The sequence below is a fragment of the Bradyrhizobium sp. SYSU BS000235 genome (assembly GCF_049747295.1).
Classification (GTDB): domain Bacteria; phylum Pseudomonadota; class Alphaproteobacteria; order Rhizobiales; family Xanthobacteraceae; genus Afipia.
The window spans coordinates 4,323,260-4,349,043 of record NZ_JBMHJM010000001.1 but is presented as its reverse complement, the minus strand read 5'-3'; the positions used below and the strand labels follow the sequence as shown (position 1 = coordinate 4,349,043).

Below are 25,784 nucleotides of genomic sequence, written 5' to 3'. Positions count from 1 at the left end.
CCGCCTGCCGTTCGGACGGTCACGTGACACGGATCAGTCTCGGTTTTTTCAATGTCACGACCGCAGAAGCAGCATGGTCCAAATGTGATCGCAACCGACATGTAGTCCCCGCGCCTTTGCCGCTCAGAGCACGCATCGCAAACCAGACCGGCGTCTCCGCCCTAGTTCACTGGTTTGATCCCGAAAGGTCCGCCGCCTTCGATCGCCACCCCAACGACACCTCCGATCACGCCTGCGGCGATATTTTCACCGCGCGGCTCGACCAGGAAGCGATAGGTTTTTCCCGGTTGCGCAGTGAAGCTATAGCGCGTGGCCCCTATTGCGTCCCAAGTCGTCGCGGACAACACCACCGGCCCCGGCGGGATGCCGCCTGTCAAATTCTCACCGTTACCGAGGCTGGCGAACTTGGCGCCGTTCAGCTCGACAATAGCCGTTGCGAGAGAGCCCACGAATTCTTTCGATCGCGTGATCGAAATCGTGGCTTCACCCGGCGCGACCGGGCGCTTAGCCGCCCCGTTCACAGATGCTGATGGCGTGTTTCCGCCTGTTGCGCAGCCGGCAAGTAGCACAAGTGTCGCCAACGAAAGCGACCGAAACAACCAATTCATAAAAGCCCAAGCCCCAAAACAGAGGTAGGACTATCGCACCGTTGAGGGCTGCGCAACCTGTAGCCGTCCAGCTTGTGCAAAACAGATGCGCAGTGCCCTTGCGCCGCCGGCGCTTGTCTGGAGGCGCGACCTGAGCTCTCTATCCCTCGCTGATCGTGGCCTCATGTCCCGACAAGAGCGTGCCGGCAACCGCCGGCACCTCACCGGATGGAGCGATACTGGATAAAGCGATGGTGTGGACACGCTTGGTGCTTCGCTTCGTGCCCTGCAGGGAACGAAGCATTTTTTCCAGCTCTGCAATTCGTCTGGTGATGCGACGACGGTCGTTGACGGGAGGGTCTCCGCAATTCATCGAAATACTCACTGACAAAAATGACCACAATAAATAACTAGAATAAAGGTATCAGCCTTCGGCCAAAAAAACCGATCTTTCCAGTTTGGAGTGGAAAATCGGGCGACGCAATGGGTTTGTCAGATGCCCGTCGACTTGAGCGAAGCCAGCCGCGGTTCGCACCATGCACCAGCCGGCACGGTGAGTGCTCACGCACGGACCTTGTTTGCGGGCAGGTCTTGTCGTGGGAGGTGATGCAGCTCGTGATCGAACGTGACCCATGCATGGCCCGTTGTCTCCCACGCCGAGAGCGTTGGCCTCGGCATCGACGGATCAGCGAACGTGCCAAGGGCAATGCCGATAAGGCTCGAGTCAAACTCCACATACCAAAACACCGTCGAGCCACAGTCCAGGCAAAAATGGAATTCGACGTTTCGCCCCGCGTCGCTGCCGCGATTGTAAGCCTTGTCCGGCCCCTCGGTGCGCACCTGGTCTCTGAAGAAATAGGTCGTGACACCAAAGGGCGCGCCGGTGCGGCGCTGACACGCGATGCAATGACAGGCCGCCACCAGCGCCGGTTCGCCGCTCACCTCCGCGCGCAACGCGCCGCAACTGCAGTGCGCGATCCTGCTCATAGCCTGGTCTCCAGCGTCTCTTCAACGCTGATAGAGCAGCGCAATGCGCTCTCTCTCGCAAATCAACAAAGCGAGCGTTCCACTTCCACTTTCAATTCCCGGATTCACGGCCTGACAATCGTTGCTTGAAATGCGGTCTGGAGCACGGCAAATGCGGTCTGGAGTACGGCCCGCCGACCCTATGGTATCGATGACTATGTAGGTTCGTTTTCTGCCGAAGTGGCCATGATATCGCGAATAGCGATCGACAACTCTGCCTGCGTGAACGGCTTTTTCAAAAGTGCCAATCCTCCCCCAGCGGGCATTTCAGGGAGTGCGCGTTGCGCCGTGTAGCCCGAGGTCAGAAGCACCGGCATGCCGGGTCGCAACGACGTTATCCTGCGCGCGAGTTCGACGCCATTCATGCCGTCCGGCATCACGACGTCACTGAAGACCAGGTCGATCGCACTGTTGTCCTGAACGATTTTGAGGGCCGCGTTTCCGGTGTCTGCGGATACGACAAGGTAACCCAAATCGTCCAGCATTCCGCTCGTCGTCGCGCGCACGGCGGCGTCATCCTCGACGACGAGAACAATTCCAGTGCCGGTCTCCGGGCTCATCGCTGAGGTTGGATGAATTGCCGAGCGTGCTTCACGGGATCGCTTGAGGAACACCTCGATCAGCGTTCCTTTTCCGGGCGTGCTCGCGACGGTGACAAACCCGCCTGACTGTTTGGCGAAACCGTAGACCTGGCTCAAACCGAGACCGGTGCCTTTTCCAATGTCTTTCGTCGTAAAAAACGGTTCGAAGATATGATTCAGAATCTCCGGTGACATTCCTATCCCGGTGTCTTCAACCGACACAACGACGTAATCGCCGGCCGATGCTCCCCATTGAGCTGAGAGCGTCTGATCAGCTTCTCGATTCGACGTTTTGATGATCAACCGCCCGCCCTCCGGCATCGCATCGCGCGCGTTGATGACCAGATTGAGGATAGCGGTTTCGAGCTGATGAGGGTCGGTACGGCATTCCCAGAGATCGGGATCTCTGACGAACTCCAACTTCACCGTTTCGCCAACGGCGCGATCGAGCAGATGCTCGAACGTCGAAACCAGATCATTGACCTGGACGATTTCCATTCGCAGGTCTTGCCGGCGCGAGAATGCCAGAAGTTGTTGGTTCAATTTGGCTCCCCGGCCGACAGCCTGCCTTGCCGCATCAAGCAGATTGGAAATCCTTGCGTCATCAGCTATGCGCCGACCCAACATATCGAGGCTGCCGCCGATAATCATCAGCAGGTTGTTGAAGTCGTGCGCGATGCCGCCGGTTAACTGGCCGACGGCTTCCATCTTCTGGGCTTGCCGCAACTGCTCATCGACCTCGCGCCGTTTGGTCACGTCAGCGGTCACGCCTGTGACGCGCATCGGACTTGGGCCATCGTAATAGGTTCGGCCTTTGACGCTGACCCAGCGAACTGCTCCATCACTTGCCCTGCGGATCCGATGTTCGAACTCAATCGTCCCGATTGATTTTGCGCGCACGAATGCGTCAGTGACCTTGGCCCGATCTTCCGGGACAAAACACTGTGTGAGCAATTCAAGGTCAAAAAACGCGAAGTGTGTTTCGTTTCCAAAAATCAGATCGTGGCGCGAGGAACATCGGATTTGATTGTTTGTTAAATCAAGCTCCCATATTCCCATCTCGGCAGCGTCAAGCGTCAGTTGCAGGTTTTCTTCGGTCTTGCGCCGTTCCACGATTTCAGTGGCCAGCCGTTCATTGGCCACGCCGAGTTCGCGCGATCGCAAGCGGTTGAACGTCAAATCCGTAACGATAGCGCAGACCATTCGCGGCATTCCGCTCTCGACTTTGAGATCGATGAGCGAGATGTTGACGGGAATGTCCAAACCGCTTTTGTCGATGATCGTGAACTCTCCGGCCGCGCTTGGCCGGACGATCGCGCCGATCAGGTTCAGAAGGTCTGCTCGTTGCCCTGCATCGAAGAATTTGAGTACGTTTTCCCCAATGATGCTGTCATGAGCCTCGCCGACGATGGTCGCAAAGCGCTTGTTGCAGTACAGAATCAAGCCGTCTTCGGACAGCGTAACGGCGCCCTCTTGCATCTGCTCGACCAGAACGCGATAGGGCCGGTCCGCATTTTCCAGGGCATAGACCTGCTGGCCATTGGCGCCGGCGATGACCACGGCATCGACTTCACCAACCCGAATGGCCTCCAGTGTCTCTTCAGCCTCGCGAAGACGCGAGATCAGTTCCTCACCGCTAAGGGAGTCGTAGCCACCGGAATTGCCGCGTGTATGTTGATCATCCGTCATCGGATTTTCAATCGCTGGATCTCAGGGGTTTCAAATCCAGGCCGGCTAAAACCTTCTCCTGGTCTGACAAATCACCGATAATTCGGCGCAACGGCTCCGGCAATATCTTGATCAACGTAGGTGTCGCGATCACCTGCAATTCCTTGGTCGCGTCCGGGTTTTCGTAGACGTCCACGACCTCGAGATCGTAACGGCCATGCAGATTCTCCTCGCAGATCCTGCGCATGTTCGCGATGGCTCGTGTGGAGCGCGGCGTCGAACCGGTGATGAACAGGCGCAGCTTGTAATGGCCTGCCGGTCTGTCGCCTGCCTCCCCCGTCATGATGTGATCTTTCCGAGGGGCCGCAAGTCGAGCCCGACGATCACTTTCTCCGTGTTGGACAAATCTCCGATCATTCTCTTCAGCGGTGGAGGAAGCCGGCGCACGAGCGTGGGGATGGCGACAATCTGGTCGCCCGCAGCCAACTGAGGTGTCACGACGAGATCGATCACTTCGAGCTTGTAGCGGCCGGCCAGGTTGTCTTCACAAATCTTCTTCAGATTTGCGATTGCGGCGAGCGACTTCGGGGTTTGACCCGCGACGTAGAGGCGCAGATTATATTCTATGGATTCGTCGATTTCGGAATTTTCATTGTCCATCGGTTACTCCGCGTTTCCTCGCCATCGCGGCGCGGTCGGACGTCGCCGAGGCGCTTCGGGTGTTTTGATAATCGACAAACTCGGAAATCTCGGTTTCCTCCGCATCGAGCGCGGCGCGCATCTCTGCGATCTGACGTTCGAGCGCGCCGCGTTTCCGCGCCATTTGACGCTTGCGCTGCTCCATCGACTCGCTCTTCTCACGCTCGGCTTCCCGCTCGCGAGCCTCCTGGGCGAGCCGCGCTGCCCCGGTGAGCACACCTTCGGGACCAAGATACGGAATGATGAGGTGAATGCCATCGTCGCGCAGTTCGTATTCTCTGATCTGCTTCGAATGGCTCATGCCACGCGATTTCAGAACGTGTAGAACGCGGTTGCGTTCGCCATCAGCTTCGACGTCGGCTAGAGAAATCCAGGTGTCCATCAGCGATGAAACGCTTCGCTCGCTCTCGCTCATTCCCTCAGCAACGCCCGACAGGCTCGTGAATAGAGCCGTGATCCCCCGTGTCTTGCAGATATCGGCGAGCCGGACGAGGGTCGCATGAATTTCACTCGAAGGACCGCGGAAAGCCGATATCGGGTCGACAACGATTGTTGCCGGTTCGAACTGCTCGATGTCGCGGTTCATGCGAGCGAGATGCATTTCAAAACCGAACAGACTCGGTCGCGCTGCCTCGAACCGAAGCAGCCCTGACTTCACGTGTCTGCCGAGCTCGATCCCGACTGATCGCATATTCCGGACGATCTGGTCCGGTGACTCCTCGAATGCAAAAAACAGACTGCGCTCGCCCCGCATGCAGGCGGCATCGACAAACGCAGCGCCAAAGGTCGATTTGCCTGTTCCGGCAAGCCCCGAAATCAAAACACTTGAGCCTTTGAAATACCCCCCTTTACTCAACATGGCGTCGAGATCTTTGACGCCGGTCGGAACAACGTCATCCGAGATCGCGTGAGCCAGCCCGGCGGACGTGATGGGCAAGACACTGATGCCCTGATCGTCGATGAGGAATGGGTATTCGTTGGTGCCGTGCGCGGAGCCGCGATACTTGATGACGCGAAGGCGACGCGTCACGACCTGATCCTGGACGCGGTTATCCAGCAGGATCACGCAGTCGGAGACGTATTCCTCGATGCCAAAGCGCGTGAGCTGGCCCCCGCCCCGTTCGGCGGTGATGATCGCGGTGACACCCTTGTCCTTCAGCCAACCGAACAGGCGCCGAAGCTCGGCGCGCAGGATGGCCGTGTCGGCCAGACCGGAGAACAGTGCCTCGATCGTGTCGAGCACCACGCGCTTCGCACCGACCGATTTGATCGCATGGTCCAATCGGACAAACAGTCCTTCAAGATCATATTCGCCGCTCTCTTCAATCTCAGCCCGTTCGATCCGAACGTAGTCGATGACGAGCTTCTTCTTGGCAATAAAATCTTTAACGTCGAAACCCAATGAATGAACGTTTTCCGCGAGATCTCTTTCCCGCTCCTCGAAACTCATAAAGACGCCGGGCTCGCCAAACCGTTCGATACCGTTCACAAGGAAGGTCATTCCAAATAGCGTTTTTCCGCATCCCGCCGCGCCGCACAGCAGTGTGGGCCGGCCCGTCGGTAAGCCGCCGAGCGTCAGATCATCTAATCCGCCGATTCCAGTCCGGGTTTTTGGGAGATGCACGGAGACTGCAGGCGATGTGGCAGGGTCCCTACGATTTGGCAACGAATGACCTCTTTGAATTACGTTTTGCGGGCTTACTGTTGCTGGATGACTGACCCGATGCACGCGAAATCCCGGATCCGCCAAAGCGCTCCTTCAGCGCTGTCTCGAGAAAATTCGTCAGCGTACGGTTTTCTTCCTTTGCTTTCATGCGCGCGGTGGCGAGCAATTCAGGGTCAAGTCGGATCGTGATTGGCTGTTTCATGAGCGATCCTGCGCGTGCCCCGATTCCAAAGTTCGCTTGACTCCGCTGCACCTTCGTTTGCGACCGTCGGAATCGAAGGACACTAGCCAGATACTCATCTCGTGTGGCTCTGGTTCAGACGTCCGCATTCCGCGCTTGCCGCACAGATAATGCGGACTTTTGAACCACGCCACACTCAAAGACGTATTGCTTAGGTAATGCCTCAGCAATACAGGCGCAAAGCGATAAGTTTTTGGGAAACAACGGAACAAATGCGCAAGTTATGGCTCCCGCAGTCCGCCACTTCTGTCGCGAAGCGGACATAGGTGAGCTCGCGCTAATCGTTCCCCGGATGAAGTGCTTTTGTCTCACGTTCTACGTCCGCAAGCGCATTCCTCAGTCGCTCCGCGGTCAGAGCGTCGAGCGGTTGAGCCAGTGCGCGCCGAAACTGATGGATCTGCTTGGTGAGAACATCGCACTTCTGGCACATAAGCTCACCGCAGTGTCAGGCGAGAGCGCAATGTCTCTCAGTCACCGATGGCAGCCTCAAGAAGAAACGGTGATGGAGCCCGTTTAGCACCTGTGTCGAGTTCCCGACATAGCCGATTCAAGGCAGCTTCTCTGCAGATTCGAAAACAGACCACATACGTCCAAGGAACCGCGCTAGCGTTCAACTACTCCGCGATCGAACGAATGACCCGCGCGGGGTTTCCTCCAACAAGGCTATTGGGAGGAACGTCCCTGGCGACGACGGCACCCGCCGCGACGACAGAGTTTTCGCCCACCGTCACGCCGCCAATGATCGTGGCACCAGCTGCGATCCATACATTCTTCTCGATCACGATGGGCTTTGCGATTACGGCGTCGCGCCGCTTCGAAGGTTCAATGGGATGCCCGGTCGTGATGATGCTCACGTTCGGCCCGATCATCACATCGTCGGCAATGTCGAGCCCGCCAAGGTCGTAGAACGTGCAATTCTGATTGACGAAGACATTCCGTCCAACACGGATATCGACCCCGCCGGCTGTGTAGAACGGCGGGATCAAGATGAAGCTGTCGTCCACGGCCTTGCCGATCAGATCGCTGAACAAGGCCCGAATCTCTGCCGCATCGTTGAACGTCAAACGGTTCAGGGTCGCGGTGATCGCCATCGCGCGTTTGACGTTGGCCGACATCGCCGCCGATTCCGGCGTTCGCTTGGGAATGATTATGGTGTGATCGTCATTGGCCATTTGTTATTTCCTGCCAGCGATAGCGAGCGTTCGGCGCAAAGCGATACGTCTCCTCGCCCCGTAACGCAATCGAAGGCTTTATGATAACAGCCGGTCGGCCGTCTCACCCCAATTGAGTTCAGCTTTCGATATCGGTGCGCCCGCGAGGCTCAAAATCAGGTCGCGCTCTTCGCCAGCGTCAGCGCCGCCTGGATGCCCCCTTCCAGAATTTCCGCCGCACGCGCCGCATCGGGGACGGCTCGCGCGATTTGGAGGGTTCCGACCATCAGACTGAAAATCGCCATGGCGCGTTGAGAAGACGAGGACGAAGCCGGAAGAGCCTTGCCTAAGGTTTCGACATAGGCAAGCAGACCCTCCTGATACGCCTTGCGGGTCGATCCGGGTTGGCGAGCGATCTCCGGCAGGAGTGCGGATGAAGGACAGCCGTTCTCGCGCCCCTTGAGATGAGAAACGTCCAGATAGCCGCGGATGATGCTCTCAACGCTGTCTTTCGCGCCGGCCTTCTGCAATTTTTCATGCTGATCGGCCAAGGCGCTCGCAACCGCCTCTCGCACGAGCGCGTCCTTGGATTCGAAATGCGGGTAGAAGGCGCCGTTTGTCAGGCCTGCCTCCGACATGATCCCCGCGAGGCCTGACGCTGCCGCACCATCCTTGCGAAAACGCTTCGAGGCCACATCGATGATGTGCTTCCGCGTGTTTTCCTTGTGACCCTTTTCAAAGCGCATCAACGTGTCTCTTGTTGGTCCGTTGTTGATATACCGAGCGCCTCCACGCGGCGCGCAAGTGCCAGCAGTCTCCGATCGTGACCGAACGGAGCATCAATCTCCAGGCCGATCGGAAGTCCGGTGCTGCTGAAGCCCATGGGAATGCTGATCCCCGGGAGTCCGGCGCCGCTGGCGGGAACGGTATTCTTGGCGAGTGCCACGTAGTTGACGTCCTTGCCGGCGATCGAGAACTGGTACTGGCTGTCGATCAGCGGTGCAGTGCAAGGCGTCGTCGGAAACAAAAGCGCCTCTGCGCCGCTGGTTGTAAATGCCGCGTTGAATCGGCGTTGGAGTTCAGGCCGGTCTGCCGATAGCGCCGCGTCATATGCGTCCGCAGAGATCGATCCCGGGCCGTTAGGCCGGACAGCGTGCTGCCAGACCCCTTTCAACTGCTCCTTCAGGTGATGATGAATCTCGTCGAATGAGGATGGAATGTTGTTGTCTCGCAGAAAGCCTGAGATCGCTTCCATCGTGTCATGGAAGAAGATGCTCCATGTTGTCCTTTCGGCAGTCGCGAAGAAATCATCTCCGAGATCGACTTCCACGATCTCTGCTCCGGCGTCGCGCAATTGTCGAACGCTCTCTTTGAAGCGCGCTTCAACCTCGCCCTCCACCAGATCAAGATACTGCCTCGGAGCATACGCGAACTTGATTCCTTTCAGGCCGACTGCGTCGAGCGTTGAAGCTGAGGCCTTTGTCACGACTTGATCGATCAATTCGCAGTCTTCGACATTGCGTGCAAATACACCTGTCGTGTCGAGAATGTGAGAGATCGGTGCGACGCCGGCTCGAGGCCACCTGCCCGTTGTCGGTTTGAATCCCACCACACCGCAAAGAGACGCGGGCACGCGGATCGAACCGACCGTGTCTCCTCCGAAAGCAGCGGGCACGATGCCGGCGGCGACAGCTGCGGCAGACCCGCTGGACGAGCCGCCGGTCACGCGATTGCGCGCATGAGGATTCTTGACCTGACCATAGGGGCTGTTGCTGCCGGTCAAGCCGTAGGACATCTCGACGAGGTTGTTCTTGCCAAGAATAATACCGCCGGCTTCTTTGACCGCACTGACGACTTCGGCGTCTTGATCGGGAATGAAATCCTTCAGGTTACTCACGCCGAGTGTCGTGCGCAGCCCGCTGGTCAGATAGCTGTCTTTAATTCCCAAGGGCACCCCGAGCAGCGGACCGGATGCACCCGCGGAACGGGCTTTATCGGCGTCACGGGCTGCAGTCATCACGGACGTCTCGTCGATCGTGATGAAGGCATTGAGATCAGATTGCTCTCGGGCCTGGTTGAGAAGCGCTGCCGCGTAGGTCTCCGCCGAAAACGCACCTGCGCGAATGGCAGCAGCCGCCTCGGCAACCCCGAGAGCCACGAGATGATCCGGATGTCGTGCCGGTCGCTGGTTTGCAACGTGGTCCTGCATGGAAGCCTCGCTTGAATTGTGAAGAGCCCATGAGTGGCTCGGGGACGCATCTTAAGATTACGATCATAATATTGAATTATGTTCGTAATTCAATTGCTGATTTTCGGGATCGAAGCTGCGCGGAACCGCGGCTGGCCGGGCGCGTCTCGTGTCGCGGCAAGCAATTGACCGAGGAGATGCCAGCCTCACATGCGCGCAGCGCCGGGAGGAGCGTGTTGAAATCGTCGTTCACTTGGAGCATGTGCTGTCGCAACTTCACGTGCTGCAAGATGATGATGCGTAAGCGCACATTGGCGTGTTCGGCAGTTCAGGCCAGGCACGGGCGTTCAACTATCGCGCGGGTGATGTCGGCCTCGTCCCGTTTGCGATGGGGAATTACATCGAGAACACCAGCAAAGAGAAATTGCGCTTTGCGGCTCTCCGGCCAGACAAACAGCCTGTGGTCATGGGAGGATGAAAATCCGGAGAGATCGCGCGTGATCATTGACGACGCCGTTCTTCGTCGCATGAGAACGCACCAGCCGCGCGATGCGGCTGGTGTTGGGACTCTCATTCAGCGCAAAGTCACTCCCCGGTCGACGATCCGTAACAGCTCGTTTCGGCTCGCGAGCGCATCAATCGCGCCCTTTTTGTTGCATCAAAAACACACCCGGAACGAGAAACAGGAACCCGGTGCACCGCCGTAATAGTCAACGGTTGTGAGGTATGGGAATGCTCCCCTCAACCGGGAATAGGAATTGCTCAAGCCATTGCAACGGCAGCGTTCCGGCCACGGCAGGGGACGGCAGTTGTTTAGGGTCTTGGCGTTTTGGGAGCGGATTTTTTTCGCTCGCGTGGCTTTTATATTCGCCACGGTCTTGTTTGGTCTTGTCGGCGGGACCGGTGCGGCCTCCGCGCAGTCCCTATCCGTTATCTCGGTCAAAAATCCCGGCACAGTTGGCGATAACGTGGAGTTAATCGCAACGGATACGGGCGGCGTCGTCCCGATAGGCCAACAGTTACAGTTCCTTGATGGAGCCACCGTCCTGGGCGGAGTTTTTGTCTCCGGCGGCAGTGCAGCCCTTAGCGTCTCAACGTTCACCGCAGGCACTCACAACATCACCGTGTCTTTTGGCGGTGTCACCTCGCCGGTGCTGGTACAAGTTGTTCTGCCGGCGACCACCACCAGCCTTGTGTCCTCGCCTAATCCCAGCGCGCCGAATCAACCGGTGACGTTGACCGCGACGGTGACCGGCGCCTCACCGACAGGAACAGTGGAGTTCTTTGAGTCAGCCACCTCCCTGGGCACAGGTACTGTCAGCGGCGGCCAAGCGAGCCTTGTCGTCCCATCGCTCGCCCTCGGCAGCCACTTCATCCACGCGCTCTATAGCGGCGACAGCAACAACGGATCGTCAATATCGCCGACAGTGACACAGGACGTCAGTGTGGCGACGACGACCACCACCGTTGGGTCTTCGCCCAATCCGAGCGCGTCCGGGCAATCGGTGATCTTTACCGTAACGGTGACCGGTTCCTCGCCAACAGGAACGGTGCAATTCAAGGATGGCGGCTCCAATCTCGGCGCAGCAGTCACGCTGACCGCCGTCAGCGCGACCGTCGCCACTGCGACGTTCACCACTTCAGCACTGACGACAACCAGCCACAACATCACCGCGGTCTATAGCGGCGACACCAACAACGGGACGTCCACCTCGTCAGCGCTGACGCAGACCGTCAATGCGGCAGCGACCACCACCACCGTTGGGTCCTCGCCCAATCCGAGCACGCTCGGTCAATCGGTGACCTTGACCGCAACAGTGACCGGCGGCAATTCCCCCACCGGAACGGTGCAGTTCAAGGATAACGGCTCAAACCTCGGCGCCGCGGTGAACCTTGCCGGCGGCGTCGCGACGTTGGCCACCTCGGCGCTGACGTCAGGCAGCCACAGCATCACCGCAGTTTATAGCGGCGACACCAATAACGCGACGTCGACCTCGTCGGCATTGACGCAGAACGTCAATGGAGCGGCGAGCTCCACCGGCCTTACGTCATCGCTCAATCCCAGCGCGTTAGGCCAATCGGTGACCTTTACCGCCACGGTGACCGGCACTTCCCCGACCGGCACCGTGCAGTTCAAGGATGGCGCCTCCAATCTCGGCGCAGCGGTGACGCTTACCGGCGGTACCGCGACGTTCACCACCTCGGCGCTGACGACAGGCGGCCACAGCATTACCGCGGTCTATAGCGGCGACGCCAACAACGGCACGTCGACCTCGTCGGCACTGACGCAGACTGTCAATCAGTCGGGCACCACCACCAGCGTTGTGTCGTCGGTCAATCCGAGCGCGCCAGGACAATCGGTAACCTTTACCGCGACGGTGACCGGCGCTTCGCCAACCGGAACAGTGCAATTCAAGGACGGCGCGTCCAACCTCGGCGCAGCCGTCGCGCTTGCCGGCGGCACCGCGACGTTTACGACTTCAGCGTTGGCATCAGGCGGACACGCTATCACCGCGGTCTATAGCGGCGACGGCAACAACGCGACATCAACCTCAACGGCGCTGACGCAAAGCGTCAACCTGTTGGCGACCACCACTGCCGTGTCCTCCTCGGCGAATCCGAGCAAGATAGGCGAATCCGTGACCTTTACCGCGACGGTGAGCAGCGGCGGCGGCACGCCCACCGGCACGGTGACGTTCAAGGACGGCGACGTTGCGATCGGCAGTGTGGCATTGGCCGGAGGCGGTGTTGCGACGTTCACGATATCGTCGCTGACGACCGGATCGCACTCCATCACCGCAGTCTATGGCGGCAGTGCATCGTTCAACACCAGCACCTCGGCGGCACTGAACCAGACGGTCGGTGCGCCTGCGGACAGTCTGAAACTACGCGCGATGCAGGCACTGGCGGCGCCGGTGGTTGCACAGAACTCCGGCGCAGCGATTTCCGGTGCGGTCGATGCCGCGATCTCCGAGGGTTTCGGCGGCGGCGGCGCGCTGGTGACACCGAGCGGCAGCGGCGTTCGCTTTAATTTCGCCGCCGATCCCGACAGCCAGCCGGCTGACAGCGCGCCACGTTCAACCGATCCGTTCTCCAGCGCCAACGGATCGTTTACATCGACCGGGCGTGGCTTTGCCGCACAGCCGTCGACGGGCAACACCGACAGTGCAACCTCGCGCGTCAACGATGCCTTCGGCGCGCTGGCCTATGCCGCGCTCACCAAGGCGCCGCCGCGTTATGTCCAACAACGCGACTGGCTGGGCTGGGCGGAAGTGCGTTTCTCCGTGCTCAACAACTGGGGCGCCGGGACCGGCGCGGTCGGCACGGTGGCGGGCGCGTCGATGCTCTACGGCAGCCAGGTCAACATGATCGCCGGATTGACGCGACGGGTGACGCCGAATTTTCTGGTCGGCGTGCTCGGCGGCTACGAGACATTCGACTACCGGTCCGACGCCTTGCGGGGCCATCTGACGGGTAACGGCTGGACCGTGGGCTCCTATCTCGGCTGGAAGTTGACCGACACCATTCGCTTCGATGCAGCGGTGGCCTATTCCGGCATCGGCTATGATGGCACCGCCGGCACCGCATCCGGCAATTTCGGTGGCGAACGCTGGATGGTGTCCAGCGGCTTGACCGGCACCTATCGGGGCTTTGGTCTGCAGATCGAACCTTCCGCACGCGTTTATGCGCTATGGGAGCGTGAGAACGCCTATACGGACTCGCTCGGCACATTGCAAACTGAACGCAACTTCTCGACCGGGCGCGCGAGCGGCGGCCTCAAGGTCGCCTATCCCATCGCATGGTCATCGACGATCGCGATCGCGCCCTATCTCGGATTGTACGGCGATTATTACTTCAACTCCGACAATGCACTCGCGGCGGCAGCGGTGTCCGGACTGCCGGGTGCGGTCGTGCTCGACGGCTTTTCCGCGCGTGCCATCGGCGGAGTGACGGCCAAATTCGCCGATGGCGGACAGCTCGCCCTCGGCACTGAGTTCAGCGGCATCGGCGGCAATGCGAGTATCTGGATCTATCGCGCCCGCGCCTCGGTGCCGTTCTGACCGTCGCATTTTAATCAGGAACAGATTCAGCAGCGGCGGGTCAGTTGCGGACATAAAGAACGCGATGCGGATCAACAGCCCCGGCCTGCCCCGCCGATCGACTGACCGCCACGCTCAACTGAATGGAGATAAAAAAATGGCGTGCTCTTTTCGGGCGCGCCATTGTTCATATCAGGCGACGGTCGAAATGACCGTCGCGATGTTCGCTTTACTGCGCCGTTCCGACGGTCGCGGTCTTAGTCTTTCGCGGCGTCAGGACGCTCGCCTGGTGAGCGGTGAGCACGCCGGTTGGCGCCGCTGCCTGCTGCTGGACATGCGCACCACCCAACACACCAACCTGGACCGGGGTTATCGGGAAGCCATTGGCTTCATAGGTCGGCAGTTCGCCGGCGAAGGCGGCAGTGCTGACCGCGGTCGCCATGACGGCGGCGGCGAACGTTAAAGTCTTTTTGTTCATTGATGTAGCTCCTGGAAGAAGTCTCGGAGCTACTTAAGGCGCGAATTGCTGCGGTGCGATGTAATTTACTGCATCGCAACAATGCGCCCGGCGCATGGCGTTTGAACGGGTAACGCGGCTTCCAGTCCGCGTCGCCTGCGGGGGCCGCTCTCACCCAAATCCGCCCGCGCCCAATGTCACGCAGTTTCGGTAATGGTGATGAGCCACGCTTAGCGCGGCGACGAAGCTGTCGTCCGGGGCGTATCGAGCCCGTCTGCTCCTAGCGACATGCGTCAGGTGGGCTGCACCCCGGCCGGCCACGCTGCGCCCGTGCGCGTCATCAACTTCGCCCTCATCGGCTTGAGAACAAAGATCGCCATCAGGGCGGCGATAACATTAAAGAGCGCGGCGATGATAAAGGCGCTCTTCCAGCCGCCGGTCGCGGCCACCAGCACGTTGGCGAACGGGATAAGCAGTGAGGCCGTTCCTTTCGCCGTGTAAAGCAAGCCGGCATTGGTCGTGGCGTACTTCGCGCCAAAGCAATCGGTGCAGGTGGTGGGAAAGAGACTGTAAATCTCACCCCAGGCGAAGAACACGACGCCGCTCAGAAGCACAAACGCCACCGGGCTTTGCCCATACACATACAGAGCCCAGATACCGATGCCCTCCAGCACGAACGCAATGAACATGGTGTTCTCGCGGCCGATGAAATCAGAGACCCAGCCGAAGAACGGCCGCGTCAGCCCGTTGAGAACGCGATCGATCGTCAACGCAAACGTCAAGGCCGGCAGCGTGATGCCAAGTAACGTCACCGGGATGGTACCGAGCTGAAAGTCCTTGGCGATAGGCTTGAGTTGCGCGGTCGCCATCAATCCACCCGCCGCCATCAGCACAAACATCACATACATGACCCAGAATGTCGGCTCTTTGAGCACCTGCATGGGTTCGTACTGCACGCGACTTTGCTGGACGAGCTTGCTGGTCGAGGCTTCCGGTGTTTGTCCAGGCTGCGGTGCGAACAGGAACAAGGACAGCACCACTACGACGATGCCTTGGCCGATGCCGAAGGTAAAAAACGTACTCTCGTAGCCATGCGTTGAAATCATCTTTTGAATGGGAATGATCGTGAGCGCAGAGCCGACGCCGAAGCCCGCGGCGGTCAATCCGGTCGCGAACCCGCGGCGATCAGGAAACCATTTAAGGGCGTTGCCGACGCAGGTGCCGTAAACAGCCCCCGCTCCAAGCCCTCCGATGATCTGTGCGAGGTACAACATCGCAAGCGTGTTGGCGTAGGAGTTGAGAATCCAGGCGATCCCCGTGAGCCATCCGCCCGCGAACACCATGATCCGTGGCCCGAAGCGATCGACCAGGTAACCCTCGGCCGGCACCAGCCAGGTTTCGAACAGCACGAAGAGCGTGAAAGCGACCTGGATCGACGCCAGATTCCAGCCATGTTTCTGGCTGATGGGAATTGTGAAAAGTGTCCAGCCGTATTGGAGGTTGGCGATCATCACCATGCAGAGAATGCCGAGGATCAACTGGGTCCAGCGGGTCGCGTCGGAAACTCGCTCGGCAGGCCGATCGCTTCGTGAGATCGCAGTCATGGGAGCCACTCCTCGCCCTCGCGTCCAGCGCGGTGCAGTTGTGTCGGAATGCGATATTTCTCGAAATCCATAATGCCCGAGACGTGATCAAGTTCCGCGAGCCGGCGCCTCGTTTCTCGAATAGACCCGGATCGCGGAATTCACGGCGCCGTGGAAACGTTCTTTTCAAGGAAGTCAGCCACGGCATCACGGAAGGCCCGGACTTCGCGATTGAGGTCGATCAAGCGCTTCGGCGTCATGCCGGCTGCGGCAAACAAAGTCTCACCCAGACAGCGCGCCTTTTTGCGCAGTGCCGTTCCCTTCGCCGTGAGGCTCACCACCACTTGCCGCTCGTCTTCAGGATTGCGTTTGCGCAGGACGAAGTCGCCATGTTCAAGCCGCTTCACCAGTGGTGTGATCGTGCTCGACTCCAGCGCCAGCCGCTCTGCGATATCACCGACGCTTTGTGCGCCGCCTTCCCACAACGTGCTCAGAACGAGATATTGCGGATAGGTGATCTCCAGAGCATCGAGCAGCGGCTTGTAAGCACGGCCGATCGCCATGCTGGCGCCGTACAGGGCAAAACAGAGCTGCTGATCCAATAAGAGTTCGTCAGGGGCCACGGCCGTTCCTCGGGCTGATCACAATAACGTATATCGCGATAAATAATTCTGGACGCGCGCCCGATCAAGCTTCATATGCATATCGCGACAATAATTATCGCGAAATATATACACAAGCACCACCAGCCTTCCCGGCCGGCGGCCTGACTCACTCGGTGATGGAGTTTGCAATGACGACGACGACAGCCAATCCGCAAAACATCGGCGTACGCGCCGAATTAACCGGAAATCTGGCGCGGTATTACCTTGTGCGGTCCATTGTTGCCGCGGCCTGGGTGGCGGCGGCGGCTGTCCTCGGCCGATCATCTGCCACGGCCGAAGCACTCCTGCTCATCAGCTATCCTGCGTGGGATGCGTTGGCGAACTGGCTCGATGCGCAAGGCAGCGGTGGTCTAAAAACGAATCCGACGCAGACGCTGAATGTGGCCGTCAGCCTCGCCGCCTCGGTCGCAGTGGCGATTGCATTGCAGTCGAGCATGAATGCGGTGCTCGCAGTGTTCGGGATCTGGGCAATCGCGGCGGGACTGGCGCAGCTGGCCACAGGCGTTCACCGCTGGCGCATGTTCGGTGCACAGTGGGCGATGATCCTGAGCGGAGCCCAATCGATGCTGGCCGGCGCGTTCTTTGTGGTGCAAGTGAGCCACGCGAATATCCCGACGATCATGGATGTGGCGCCCTACGCAGCATTTGGTTCGTTTTACTTCCTGATCTCCGCTGTGGTGTTGCTGGTCTCAAATCGCCGGCGCGCTCACTGATCGCGGCAACTCTCCTTTACCCTACGGCAGCGTGTCCGCAGCGGGCACGCTGATCTCTTCCCCTCTCTCTGTTCCCGGATGCCGTGATGACGGCTCACTTCGCGCTTGGCGCAAGGCAGCTCACCGGGACCGCTGCACTTTGGCATCGACAACGAAGCGCGGCAAAAGGCGGCGAATGGCTGCACGCAGCACGACAAGCCAATGCGCAGCTCTTGCCCGCTCTTTAGGCGTTCATTTGGTGCGGTGCCGCAGGGTGTCGCAATGGTCGATAGTCGAATTGTTTGCTACAGACGGGTGTTGTCAATTCAACACACGCTGACCGCGCGCCAAGTCGCGGCAGCCGGAGGGAACGAAATATGATGTCACGTCGTGCCGCGATCGGTTTGATCGCGCTGGGTTTTTCTGCGTTTGCCGCATCTACGCTCACGTCTGTCGCGCCCGCACTGGCGGATGCGAGCAACTATCCGAACCGGCCGATCCGCTGGATCGTCGGTTATCCGCCGGGCGGCGCCACCGACATTCTGGCACGCCTGATCGGACAACGCCTGTCGGAGAAGATGGGCCAGCAGTTCATCATCGAGAACAAGCCGGGCGCCGGGAACAATATCGGCACCGAAGCCGTGGCGCATGCGGAGCCCGATGGCTACACCGTGCTGCTGGTCAATCCGGCGAATTACATCAATGCGACACTCTATACGAAGCTGAACTTCAACTTCTTGCGTGACATCGCGCCGGTCGCCGCTTTCCACCGCACCGCCAATGTGATGACCGTCAACAAGCAGATCACTGCGAAGAATGTCGCCGAGTTTATCGCCTATGTGAAAGCCAATCCGGACAAGGTGAACATGGCGTCGTCGGGCAACGGCACGTCGGTGCATCTGTCCGGCGAAATGTTCATGATGATGACCGGTGCGAAGATGCAGCACGTGCCTTATCGCGGCGCTGCGCTTGCGATCACCGACATGACGGGCAACCAGGTCCAGTTGATCTTCGACAACATGCCCTCGATCATCCAGCACATCCGCTCGGGCAATCTGCGCGCATTGGCCGTGACCACCGACAAGCGATCGCCGTTGCTGCCGGACGTCCCGACCGTAGCCGAGACGGTGCCCGGCTACGAGGCCAGCGCCCTGTTCGGCATGGGCGCGCCGAAGAAGACGCCGCCGGAGATCATCGCCAAGCTCAATGCCGCTGTGAACGAAGTGCTCGCCGAACCGGCGATCAAGGCGAAGTTGACCGATCTCGGCGGCGAACCGCTGATCGGGCCGCCGGAAGCCTTCGGCAAGATGATCGAGGATGAGACCGCGAAGTGGGAGAAAGTGGTCAAGGCCGCAAATCTGAAAGTGGATTGAGCCACTGCGGCATCGCCACGCCTTAACGTCTTATCCGCCGATGTGCCTCGTTGATCGGAGGCGATAATGAAACTGGAAATGACCGAGCCCGCGGGTCACCTCGCGGGCTTTATCCCTGCCCGCCCAACGCTACATTGTGAAACTGCGCAGCCGCGCCAGGATATCCGGACCCCAGTGATAGGTGGTGAAGTAGAAGGTGCTGAGGACGACCAACCCAGTCGCGACAATCAGACCTGCGGCAGTGACTGCGCGGCCGGCGCGCTGCATCCGATCAATCGGGGTACGGATGATGATCTCCCCGACGATCAGATTCGGGACGAAGAAGAAGTAGGCCATGATGACATCGAAAGGTCCGTCGAAGGACTTGGTGTGACCGAGGCGGTGCGTCAACGACAGCCATAGGCCGTAATCCATCCGGTACAGCCACGAACCGATGGCAAGCGCGAAAAGCCGGATCGCCCAGGCGCGATGTTTCACGAATTGGCGTTGCCATGCGTAATACGGAGTCATGACGGCGGCCAGCGCCGTCAGCGCGCCATACAACCCAAATCCAATATCCATCGGTCTGCCACCGACGGTGCCCTTGAGCGCGATGAAAGTCAGTCCGCCAAGGCCGGCGATCAACGCCGCGGAGGCATAGACGCGTCCGATCCAGCGGTGCACCGCTGGAGCATGATCGCGGATCGCCTGGATGAATTGCAGTGGACCAAGCAGCAGCAGGATGGCCCCGGCGACGAAATGCACACCGATGCCGGTGGTCGCCGCCGACTTGCCAGCCTCATAAAGCAACGGCAAATCCCTGTTCCAGGCGTCGAGCCTGCCGTCTCCCAAGGCACCGATGTACCGCGCCAAGATATAAGCGGCAAACAGGATGGCGCTGATCCAGACCACCGTGGCCAGCACAAGCTTGGTGATGCGAACCGCCCCGCCCCTCGCCATGTGTTTCGGAATGGTCGGTTGCGCCGTCGTCGCGTCGACCGCCTCGTTGCTCGTCACTGCGTATCCTTCGCGCCTTCTTTCACCGCCGCTGCACAATAGAGAATACCGCGCGACCGCGTGTTCACATTGCGCGCCGTGCAATGTGAACGAGGTCGAAAGTTGTTCGTATGCCGCTCAGAGCACAACCATGGGAGGTCCGCCTAGGGAGACACAGAGTGGAAGGTGAGATGCCCTCAGCCTTATGAAGGCCGATGACGCCCACAGTGAGGGCGTTTCCTCCTTCACATACGAACACCCCAGCCGCGCGGTGCGGCTGGGGTGTCGGGACGCATTCCTCCACAAATTTATTCGCTCTTATTATTCACGCCGGCGAACTTATCGGCGCGCATCCGCCTGTTGCGGACGGATTGCGTCGAAGGATGCCTTCTGCTCGTCGGTCAACGACCCGTAGAAGTCATTCATCGCCGTGCGCACGGTCTTCACGGCGTCGAGCATGGCATTGAGCCGCTGGCTGACGGCCGCGAGCCGTGCCGGCGGCGTCTGCGCATCCTCCGGCCGGTTCACGCACGATGCTTTCAACGAGTCCGCGGCCTTGCCGGCTGCAGCCTGAAGCGCGTCGAGTGATTTGCGCTGCTGCTCGTTCGGCTTGACCGAGTCCTCGATAGCCGCGGCCGGCCACTGCGTCAGTTCAGGCTGCGTCGCATCGCAGGCACCTCCGGCTGAAGCTGCACCAGCGGGACCGGCTTTCGCCTCGGTCTGGCGTGACGCAGTCTTGGCCGAACGCTGGCGCTCGCCCGAGGTGGAGAGCGCATTGATCTGCGCCTTCTGCTCATCGTTCAACAGGCCGTAGAACTTCTCCAGCGGCCCTTGCACCGTCTGCACCGCGGAGATCATCGCCTCAATGCGCTGCTGCATCGCTGCAAGGCGGCCCGGCGCCGTGAGCGCCACTTCGGTGGGGCACGAGTCCTTAAGAATGCCTGCCGCTTTGACCGACGCGTTGCCGAGGTCATCGAGCGCGGCGCGCTGCTGTTCATTCGGCTGGATCGCATTCTGGAAGGCATCGATCGGCAACCCGCCGATCAGCCGGCTCGAATCGTCACCGCACATTTGCGCCAGGCTTGTCTTGGTCCGGTTTTTCGACGATCCGCCTTTCGAGGGCGCGTAGGCATAACTCTCGCGAGTGCCTCCGCCCCTGCTGGCGGTGCGCGGAAGGTAGCCCGCATAGGCCATCAGATCATCATAGCCATAGGGGCCGAACATGCCGGCATACAGGTCCGGATAGCCATAGCCCCAGAACCCGTCATCATAGGGAGCACCCCAGAAGGCGTAGTCGTAAATGTCATAGAAGGCGAACGGCCAGAACACCGGGCCGACCCAGCCGAAGCCGCCGTTGTGATGGCGCCACCACCAGTTGCGGCCACCATGCCAGTTGCCGCCGTGCCAATTGCCGCCATGCCACGCCGCAGTGGCCACACCCGCGGTGATCAGCGCGCGGTTGCGCGGATTGCGCAGCCCGGCATTGTTGCGCAAGGCCCGATTGACCGAGCGCGCGTTCAGTGAACGTTGCACCGCGCGCGCATTGCGGGTCACGTTGGCGTTGCGCGCCACATTGCCACGACGCCCCGCGAGCGCGGCGGCCCCGGCTCCAGCGCCTGCACCTATCGCAGCGGCACGCCTGTTGAAGCGAGCATTATTGCGCCCGGCGAATGATCGGTTGTTGAACGAACGGCCGCCGAATGAACGTCCACCGTGAAAGCCCGGACGCGCGAACGAGCGACCCGCAAACGAACGGTGCCCAAACGAACGCGGGCCGAAATGAGATCTTCCTACAAACGCGCGGCCACCGCCCAAGCGTGCTCCGCCGAAATGCATGCCGCCGCCGCGAAAGCCGCCGGCCCGGAAGCCTCCACCATGGAATCCACCGCCACGAAAACCGCCGCCATGGAATCCTCCACCGTGAAAACCGCCTCCGCCACCGCGAAATCCGCCGCCGCCGTGAAAACCGCCACCACCACCACCGCGAAATCCACCTCCACCGCCATGGAAGCCGCCGCCGCCTCTCGCATAGGCCGCAGCGGAGAACGCCATCGCCAATGCCAGCGCGGCTGCGCATGCGATAAATTTCGACCTGAAACTGAACACGGGTGACGTCATCACACCCCCTCCCACACAACCAAGGGCCCTCACCGCTCAACTCAATACGAGACAGATTGTTCCCCGTTGCGCGAGCGTGTGATCGCTCTATTGAATGGCTCGCTTGTCGAAAGCTTCGATCCGGTCCACCAGCAGCACAGGATGAACAGTTCGCACCGATCCGGTCCGCACTCGCCGGGCAGACGTAAAGGCCAAGGTGACGAAGAGATAGCGGGAATTTGAGCTCGCCCGGGCCTAACGGTGACGCATCGTAGTCCGATAGGTCCCTCTCGAATAGACCGTTGCGTTAGGCTTTCGCCTGTGTTGGACTTCTCCCAAGCCGTCACCAAAGACGGATCTTAACGGGAGAGAAGACGTCCATGACTCAAGCCACCCTGGCTCGAACCAACCTTAAGTTTTCCTATTTTCTGAAAGCGACCACCGCCATTGCGGCCTTGACCGCCTGCTGCGCATTTCCGGCCTTCGCGCAATCGAAAGACCCGATCAAGATCGGCGTGATCGCGGAAATCCAGTCGATTGCCGGCGCGGCAACCCCGGGCGGCGCGCAGATCGCAGCCGACGAGATCAACGCCAAGGGTGGCATCAACGGACGCAAGATCGAGATCGTCTCCTACGACAACAAGAGCTCGTCCGCGGATTCGGTCCGCGCCTTCCAGCGCGCCGTCTCCGATGACAAGGTCAGCGCCGTGATCGCGAGCTATATCAGCGAGGTCGTGTTGGCGCTGGAGCCATGGGCGGCGCGGCTGAAGATGCCGCTGATCACACCCGGTGCTGCATCCAACGAGATCACCAAGGCGGTTCACGCGAATTACGACAAAAACAAATACACCTTCCACGGCTATCTGACGTCGGCGGCGCAATCCCAGGCGGTGTGCGACGCCGCCAAGGAATTGCTGGTTGACGGCATGAAGATGAAGACTGCGGCCATCATGAGCGAGGACGCAGCGTGGACCAAACCGCTCGATGAAGGCTATGAGGCCTGCCTGCCGAAAGCCGGCCTGAAGGTGGTCGATCACATTCGCTTCTCGCCTGACACCAGTGACTTCACGCCGATCTTCAACCAGCTCGAGGGCAAGAAGCCGGACGTCATCATCACCGGCATCTCCCATGTCGGCGTGCAGCCGACGGTGCAGTGGAAGAACCAGCAGGTGCCGATCCCGATGTTCGGCGTGAGCGCGCAGGCGTTGAGCCCGACCTTCTGGGCCGACACCAATGGTGCTGCGGACGGCATTCCATCGCTGGCCGTTGCGAGCGCCACCGCGGCCGTGACGCCGAAGACCATCCCTTTCGCAGCCGCCTTCAAGGCAAAGTTCGGCAAGGATCCCGCCTATACCGGCTACACCGCCTATGACGAGGTCTATATCATCGCGGATGCGATCAAGCGCGCCGGCTCGACCGATCCGGACAAGATGGTCGCTGAGCTGGAAAAGACCGACTATGTCGGCACCATCGGCCGCGTGAAGTTTTACGGGAAAGACGATCAGTTCACCCACGGTCTTGTTTATGGGCCCGATGCCGTCAGCGGCATGATCTTCCAGTGGCAGGATGGCAAGCAGGTCACGATCTGGCCGGCCAAGATCGCCCAAGGCAAGGTGAAATATCCGAGCTTCGCCCATCCGAGCAAGTAATTGGGCCCCTCAACCGGATTGAGGTTGAAGCGATCGGAGATCGAAGTGATGGCGCGGTCTTTCGAGGGCGCGCCATTTTTTTGTAAGACAAGAAGCGAATGGGCTTCGCGTTTTTGAAATCGAGGCCGAACCTTCGATCGCCGGCGATTTCGTGGTCAGATCCCGATCGCCAGGCCGTCGCTGCGTGGATCGTGCGCGCCTTCAATCAGACCATCGTCATGAAGCACGATGGCGCCGGCCTGCCCGCCCAACGGGCTGTTCGACGAGATGACACTCGTCTCATGCCCCAATGCGGCAAGCCTGTTGATCGTCGACGTGCCGGCATCTTCTTCGAGCTTCAGCGTATCGCGGCTGTCGGAGAATGTTTTCCCAAGCAGGAACCGAGGCCGTGACAGGGCCTGCAACGGATCGAGCTTGTAATCGAGCAATCGGGTCAGCAGCGCCGTCAACGTCTGCGGCTGACCGTCGGCGCCTTGTGTCCCGTAAAGAACATGAGGCTTGCCATTCTTCAAAGCCAATCCAGGATTCAACGTATAAAAAGGACGTTTGCCGGGCGCGATCGCATTCGGACTGTTGGGATCGATGGAGAACGCCGCACCTCTGTTCTGCCAAAGCACGCCGGTATCGCCGGCGACCACACCGCTCCCCCAATCGAAATAAGTGCTCTGCAGGACGCTGACGCTGCGGCCTTGCGCATCGGTCGCGGCGAAGTAGACCGTATCGCCCGTTCTGAAGACGTGTGGCCACGGCAACGCCTGCGGCCTGATCGCCGCCGCCTTCTGTGCCAATCGCTGCGGCGACAATAATTGCTCGGTCGACACACCCGCAAAGTCGGGATCCGCGATGCCGTCGCGATCCAGGAAGGCCTGCTTCACGGCTTCGACACAGCGATGATAATACGCCGCACTGCCCTCCTCGACCCCGTCGAAGCCGAGCTCGTTCAATATGCCCATGATCTGGAGTGTGGTCACGCCCTGTGTCGGCGGCGGCGGCGCAAGCAACGTAAACCCGCGGTAGTCCAGCGTCACCGCCTTCTCCTGCCGGCAGAAGGTCTTGGCAAGATCGGATGCGGTAAGCGGAGAACCGGCAACTTGCAAGCCTTTCGCGATGCGGCCTGCGAGTTCGCCCTCATAAAATTCGCGTGCGCCGTGCTTCGCGATCGCCTTCAAACTGCGGGCCAGGTCCCTTTGCACGAATAGGTCGCCCGGTGCCGGCGCCTTGCCGTTGGGCAGGAAAATATCTGCGAAGCGATGCCAGTCCGCCAGTTCGTCTGTCCGGAACGATGTCCAGAACAATTGCGACGGCGTCACCGGAAACCCAAACTCTGCGTAGCCGATCGCCGGATCAAGCAAGGACGCAAAACTCGTTCTGCCGCTCCAGCGATCGCGGGAATAATCATGCACCTGCCGCCAGGAATCGACCGCGCCCGCCGACACCACGGTCGATGGCGCGCCACGTGTGGCAATCGGTGCCGTATAGGCCGGCAGGTTCTGCGCGGCCTGCCCGAGGCCGAGAAAGACGGTGTTGTTGCCTTGCCTGTCCGCGACCATCCAGATCGCGTCCCCACCCAGCCCGCAAAAGTGCGGATAGGTCACCGCAATCACCGCGCCGATTGCGATGGCAGCCTCGATCGCGTTGCCGCCCTCACGCAGGACCTTCGCTCCGGCTTCGCTCGCCAGCGTGTGCGGGCTCGTCACCATTCCGCGCCGTGATGTGGCGAGTGCCGGATGGATTGCGGTTGCCGCCTCTGATGCGGATGGGAAACGCTGAGTGCGATCGTTCTTCAGCGCGCTATCGAAAGGCCGGCTCATGAAGGGAATTCTTTTCTTGCTCTTAGAGTAAGAGGTGCAGTGTGGTGGTTCAGAAATTCAATCCTTCTGAACCACCGCACGAGATGCGGAACGTTAGGACACTGCTTCCCGAACGCGAACCTGCGCGCTTTCTTCCGGAGCATGATGATGCGCGCCGAAATTTGCAGTGATCCATGCATAGATCGGTCCCACGGCGTTCATCGACACCGACGCAGCCAACGCGAACAGCGGATCTCCCGGCACCGGACCGAACTTGCCGAAATAGGTGGCGAAGAACGAGGCGAAACCGAAGAACATGCCGGGGATGAAGCTGAGCGCAGGGAAAAAGCGGGCGAGCGACATCATCGTTGCATTGAGCGTGAACAGGATCACACACTCCGCGAGGATGTAGGGCGTACCGGTAAAGTACTGCGACGCCACTTTGAAGCACATCACAATGGCACAGGCGAAAATTCCGCCCACGACCATCGTCGGGAAGAATTTCTTCAGAACGCTCGCACTGGGCCCACCCGCGGCAAACGTGCCGGCCCAGGTGATGAAGATCGCCCATGGCGGAAGATGAAACACCATACCGATGAAAATCGTCGTAACGGCGAGTGCGGATGCTACAATTTCAGCAGGCAATTTGCTCATGA

Annotated in this window: 22 protein-coding genes; 4 read left to right on the top strand and 18 right to left on the bottom strand. The window is 60.0% G+C overall.

Going from position 1 to position 25,784, the window contains the following annotated elements:
• Positions 1 to 161: 161 nt before the first annotated feature.
• The 11 genes from ACP0KA_RS20330 to ACP0KA_RS20280 all read right to left on the bottom strand — a co-directional run bounded on the left by ACP0KA_RS20330 (position 162) and on the right by ACP0KA_RS20280 (position 10,312).
• Positions 162 to 521: a hypothetical protein gene (locus ACP0KA_RS20330; RefSeq protein WP_424630530.1), complete on the bottom strand. Its 360-nt coding sequence runs from the start codon at positions 519 to 521 to the stop codon at positions 162 to 164.
• Positions 522 to 747: 226 nt separating this feature from the next.
• Positions 748 to 891, bottom strand: a complete 144-nt coding sequence (locus ACP0KA_RS20325) for a hypothetical protein (RefSeq protein WP_424630529.1) — start codon at positions 889 to 891, stop codon at positions 748 to 750.
• 257 nt (positions 892 to 1,148) lie between these two features.
• Positions 1,149 to 1,574: a GFA family protein gene (locus ACP0KA_RS20320; protein ID WP_424630528.1), complete on the bottom strand. Its 426-nt coding sequence runs from the start codon at positions 1,572 to 1,574 to the stop codon at positions 1,149 to 1,151.
• 194 nt (positions 1,575 to 1,768) lie between these two features.
• Entirely contained in the window at positions 1,769 to 3,883 is a 2,115-nt protein-coding gene (locus ACP0KA_RS20315) for an ATP-binding protein (protein ID WP_424630527.1), read from the bottom strand.
• A 7-nt stretch (positions 3,884 to 3,890) separates the two neighbouring features.
• Complete coding sequence (locus ACP0KA_RS20310) at positions 3,891 to 4,205, bottom strand: circadian clock KaiB family protein (protein WP_424630526.1); 315 nt, start codon at positions 4,203 to 4,205, stop codon at positions 3,891 to 3,893.
• Positions 4,202 to 4,522 carry a circadian clock KaiB family protein gene (locus ACP0KA_RS20305; protein WP_424630525.1) on the bottom strand — a complete coding sequence of 107 codons (321 nt, stop codon included), beginning with the start codon at positions 4,520 to 4,522 and terminating at the stop codon, positions 4,202 to 4,204. The genes ACP0KA_RS20310 and ACP0KA_RS20305 overlap by 4 nt, the downstream gene beginning before the upstream one ends.
• Positions 4,512 to 6,227 carry a circadian clock protein KaiC gene (gene kaiC, locus ACP0KA_RS20300; RefSeq protein ID WP_424630524.1) on the bottom strand — a complete coding sequence of 572 codons (1,716 nt, stop codon included), beginning with the start codon at positions 6,225 to 6,227 and terminating at the stop codon, positions 4,512 to 4,514. The genes ACP0KA_RS20305 and kaiC overlap by 11 nt, the downstream gene beginning before the upstream one ends.
• Positions 6,228 to 7,082: 855 nt before the next feature.
• Positions 7,083 to 7,640 carry a DapH/DapD/GlmU-related protein gene (locus ACP0KA_RS20295; protein WP_424630523.1) on the bottom strand — a complete coding sequence of 186 codons (558 nt, stop codon included), beginning with the start codon at positions 7,638 to 7,640 and terminating at the stop codon, positions 7,083 to 7,085.
• A gap of 155 nt (positions 7,641 to 7,795) precedes the next feature.
• Positions 7,796 to 8,365 carry a TetR/AcrR family transcriptional regulator gene (locus tag ACP0KA_RS20290; protein WP_424630522.1) on the bottom strand — a complete coding sequence of 190 codons (570 nt, stop codon included), beginning with the start codon at positions 8,363 to 8,365 and terminating at the stop codon, positions 7,796 to 7,798.
• Entirely contained in the window at positions 8,365 to 9,828 is a 1,464-nt protein-coding gene (locus tag ACP0KA_RS20285; protein ID WP_424630521.1) for an amidase family protein, read from the bottom strand. The genes ACP0KA_RS20290 and ACP0KA_RS20285 overlap by 1 nt, the downstream gene beginning before the upstream one ends.
• Positions 9,829 to 10,135: 307 nt before the next feature.
• Positions 10,136 to 10,312 carry a hypothetical protein gene (locus tag ACP0KA_RS20280; protein ID WP_424630520.1) on the bottom strand — a complete coding sequence of 59 codons (177 nt, stop codon included), beginning with the start codon at positions 10,310 to 10,312 and terminating at the stop codon, positions 10,136 to 10,138.
• 349 nt (positions 10,313 to 10,661) lie between these two features.
• Between ACP0KA_RS20280 and ACP0KA_RS20275 the strand changes: the two genes are divergently transcribed.
• Positions 10,662 to 13,868, top strand: coding sequence for an Ig-like domain repeat protein (locus ACP0KA_RS20275; protein WP_424630519.1), 3,207 nt, complete (start codon positions 10,662 to 10,664; stop codon positions 13,866 to 13,868).
• Positions 13,869 to 14,076: 208 nt separating this feature from the next.
• Here ACP0KA_RS20275 and ACP0KA_RS20270 read toward each other — a convergent pair whose 3' ends face one another.
• The 3 genes from ACP0KA_RS20270 to ACP0KA_RS20260 form a co-directional block, all read right to left on the bottom strand.
• On the bottom strand, positions 14,077 to 14,325 hold the full coding sequence (locus ACP0KA_RS20270; RefSeq protein ID WP_424630518.1) for a hypothetical protein: 249 nt from the start codon (positions 14,323 to 14,325) through the stop codon (positions 14,077 to 14,079).
• Between the two features lie 272 nt (positions 14,326 to 14,597).
• On the bottom strand, positions 14,598 to 15,908 hold the full coding sequence (gene oxlT, locus ACP0KA_RS20265; protein ID WP_424630517.1) for an oxalate/formate MFS antiporter: 1,311 nt from the start codon (positions 15,906 to 15,908) through the stop codon (positions 14,598 to 14,600).
• Between the two features lie 140 nt (positions 15,909 to 16,048).
• Positions 16,049 to 16,510: a MarR family winged helix-turn-helix transcriptional regulator gene (locus ACP0KA_RS20260; RefSeq protein ID WP_424630516.1), complete on the bottom strand. Its 462-nt coding sequence runs from the start codon at positions 16,508 to 16,510 to the stop codon at positions 16,049 to 16,051.
• A gap of 170 nt (positions 16,511 to 16,680) precedes the next feature.
• On the opposite strand from ACP0KA_RS20260, the gene ACP0KA_RS20255 reads away from it, so the two are divergent.
• Both ACP0KA_RS20255 and ACP0KA_RS20250 read left to right on the top strand, forming a co-directional pair.
• Complete coding sequence (locus ACP0KA_RS20255; RefSeq protein ID WP_424630515.1) at positions 16,681 to 17,265, top strand: DUF308 domain-containing protein; 585 nt, start codon at positions 16,681 to 16,683, stop codon at positions 17,263 to 17,265.
• A gap of 356 nt (positions 17,266 to 17,621) precedes the next feature.
• Positions 17,622 to 18,617: a Bug family tripartite tricarboxylate transporter substrate binding protein gene (locus tag ACP0KA_RS20250; protein ID WP_424630514.1), complete on the top strand. Its 996-nt coding sequence runs from the start codon at positions 17,622 to 17,624 to the stop codon at positions 18,615 to 18,617.
• 129 nt (positions 18,618 to 18,746) lie between these two features.
• On the opposite strand, the gene ACP0KA_RS20245 is transcribed toward ACP0KA_RS20250, so the two are convergent.
• Positions 18,747 to 19,613 (bottom strand): DUF2306 domain-containing protein, encoded by an 867-nt coding sequence (locus ACP0KA_RS20245; RefSeq protein ID WP_424630513.1) that lies wholly within the window; start codon positions 19,611 to 19,613, stop codon positions 18,747 to 18,749.
• A gap of 318 nt (positions 19,614 to 19,931) precedes the next feature.
• Positions 19,932 to 21,710 (bottom strand): Spy/CpxP family protein refolding chaperone, encoded by a 1,779-nt coding sequence (locus ACP0KA_RS20240; protein WP_424630512.1) that lies wholly within the window; start codon positions 21,708 to 21,710, stop codon positions 19,932 to 19,934.
• A 359-nt stretch (positions 21,711 to 22,069) separates the two neighbouring features.
• On the opposite strand from ACP0KA_RS20240, the gene ACP0KA_RS20235 reads away from it, so the two are divergent.
• Positions 22,070 to 23,338 (top strand): ABC transporter substrate-binding protein, encoded by a 1,269-nt coding sequence (locus ACP0KA_RS20235; RefSeq protein WP_424630511.1) that lies wholly within the window; start codon positions 22,070 to 22,072, stop codon positions 23,336 to 23,338.
• A 155-nt stretch (positions 23,339 to 23,493) separates the two neighbouring features.
• Here ACP0KA_RS20235 and ACP0KA_RS20230 read toward each other — a convergent pair whose 3' ends face one another.
• Together ACP0KA_RS20230 and ACP0KA_RS20225 are read right to left on the bottom strand one after the other, a co-directional pair.
• Complete coding sequence (locus ACP0KA_RS20230; protein WP_424631671.1) at positions 23,494 to 25,038, bottom strand: gamma-glutamyltransferase family protein; 1,545 nt, start codon at positions 25,036 to 25,038, stop codon at positions 23,494 to 23,496.
• A gap of 204 nt (positions 25,039 to 25,242) precedes the next feature.
• Positions 25,243 to 25,782 carry a DUF1097 domain-containing protein gene (locus ACP0KA_RS20225; RefSeq protein ID WP_424630510.1) on the bottom strand — a complete coding sequence of 180 codons (540 nt, stop codon included), beginning with the start codon at positions 25,780 to 25,782 and terminating at the stop codon, positions 25,243 to 25,245.
• Between the last annotated feature and the right edge of the window lie 2 nt (positions 25,783 to 25,784).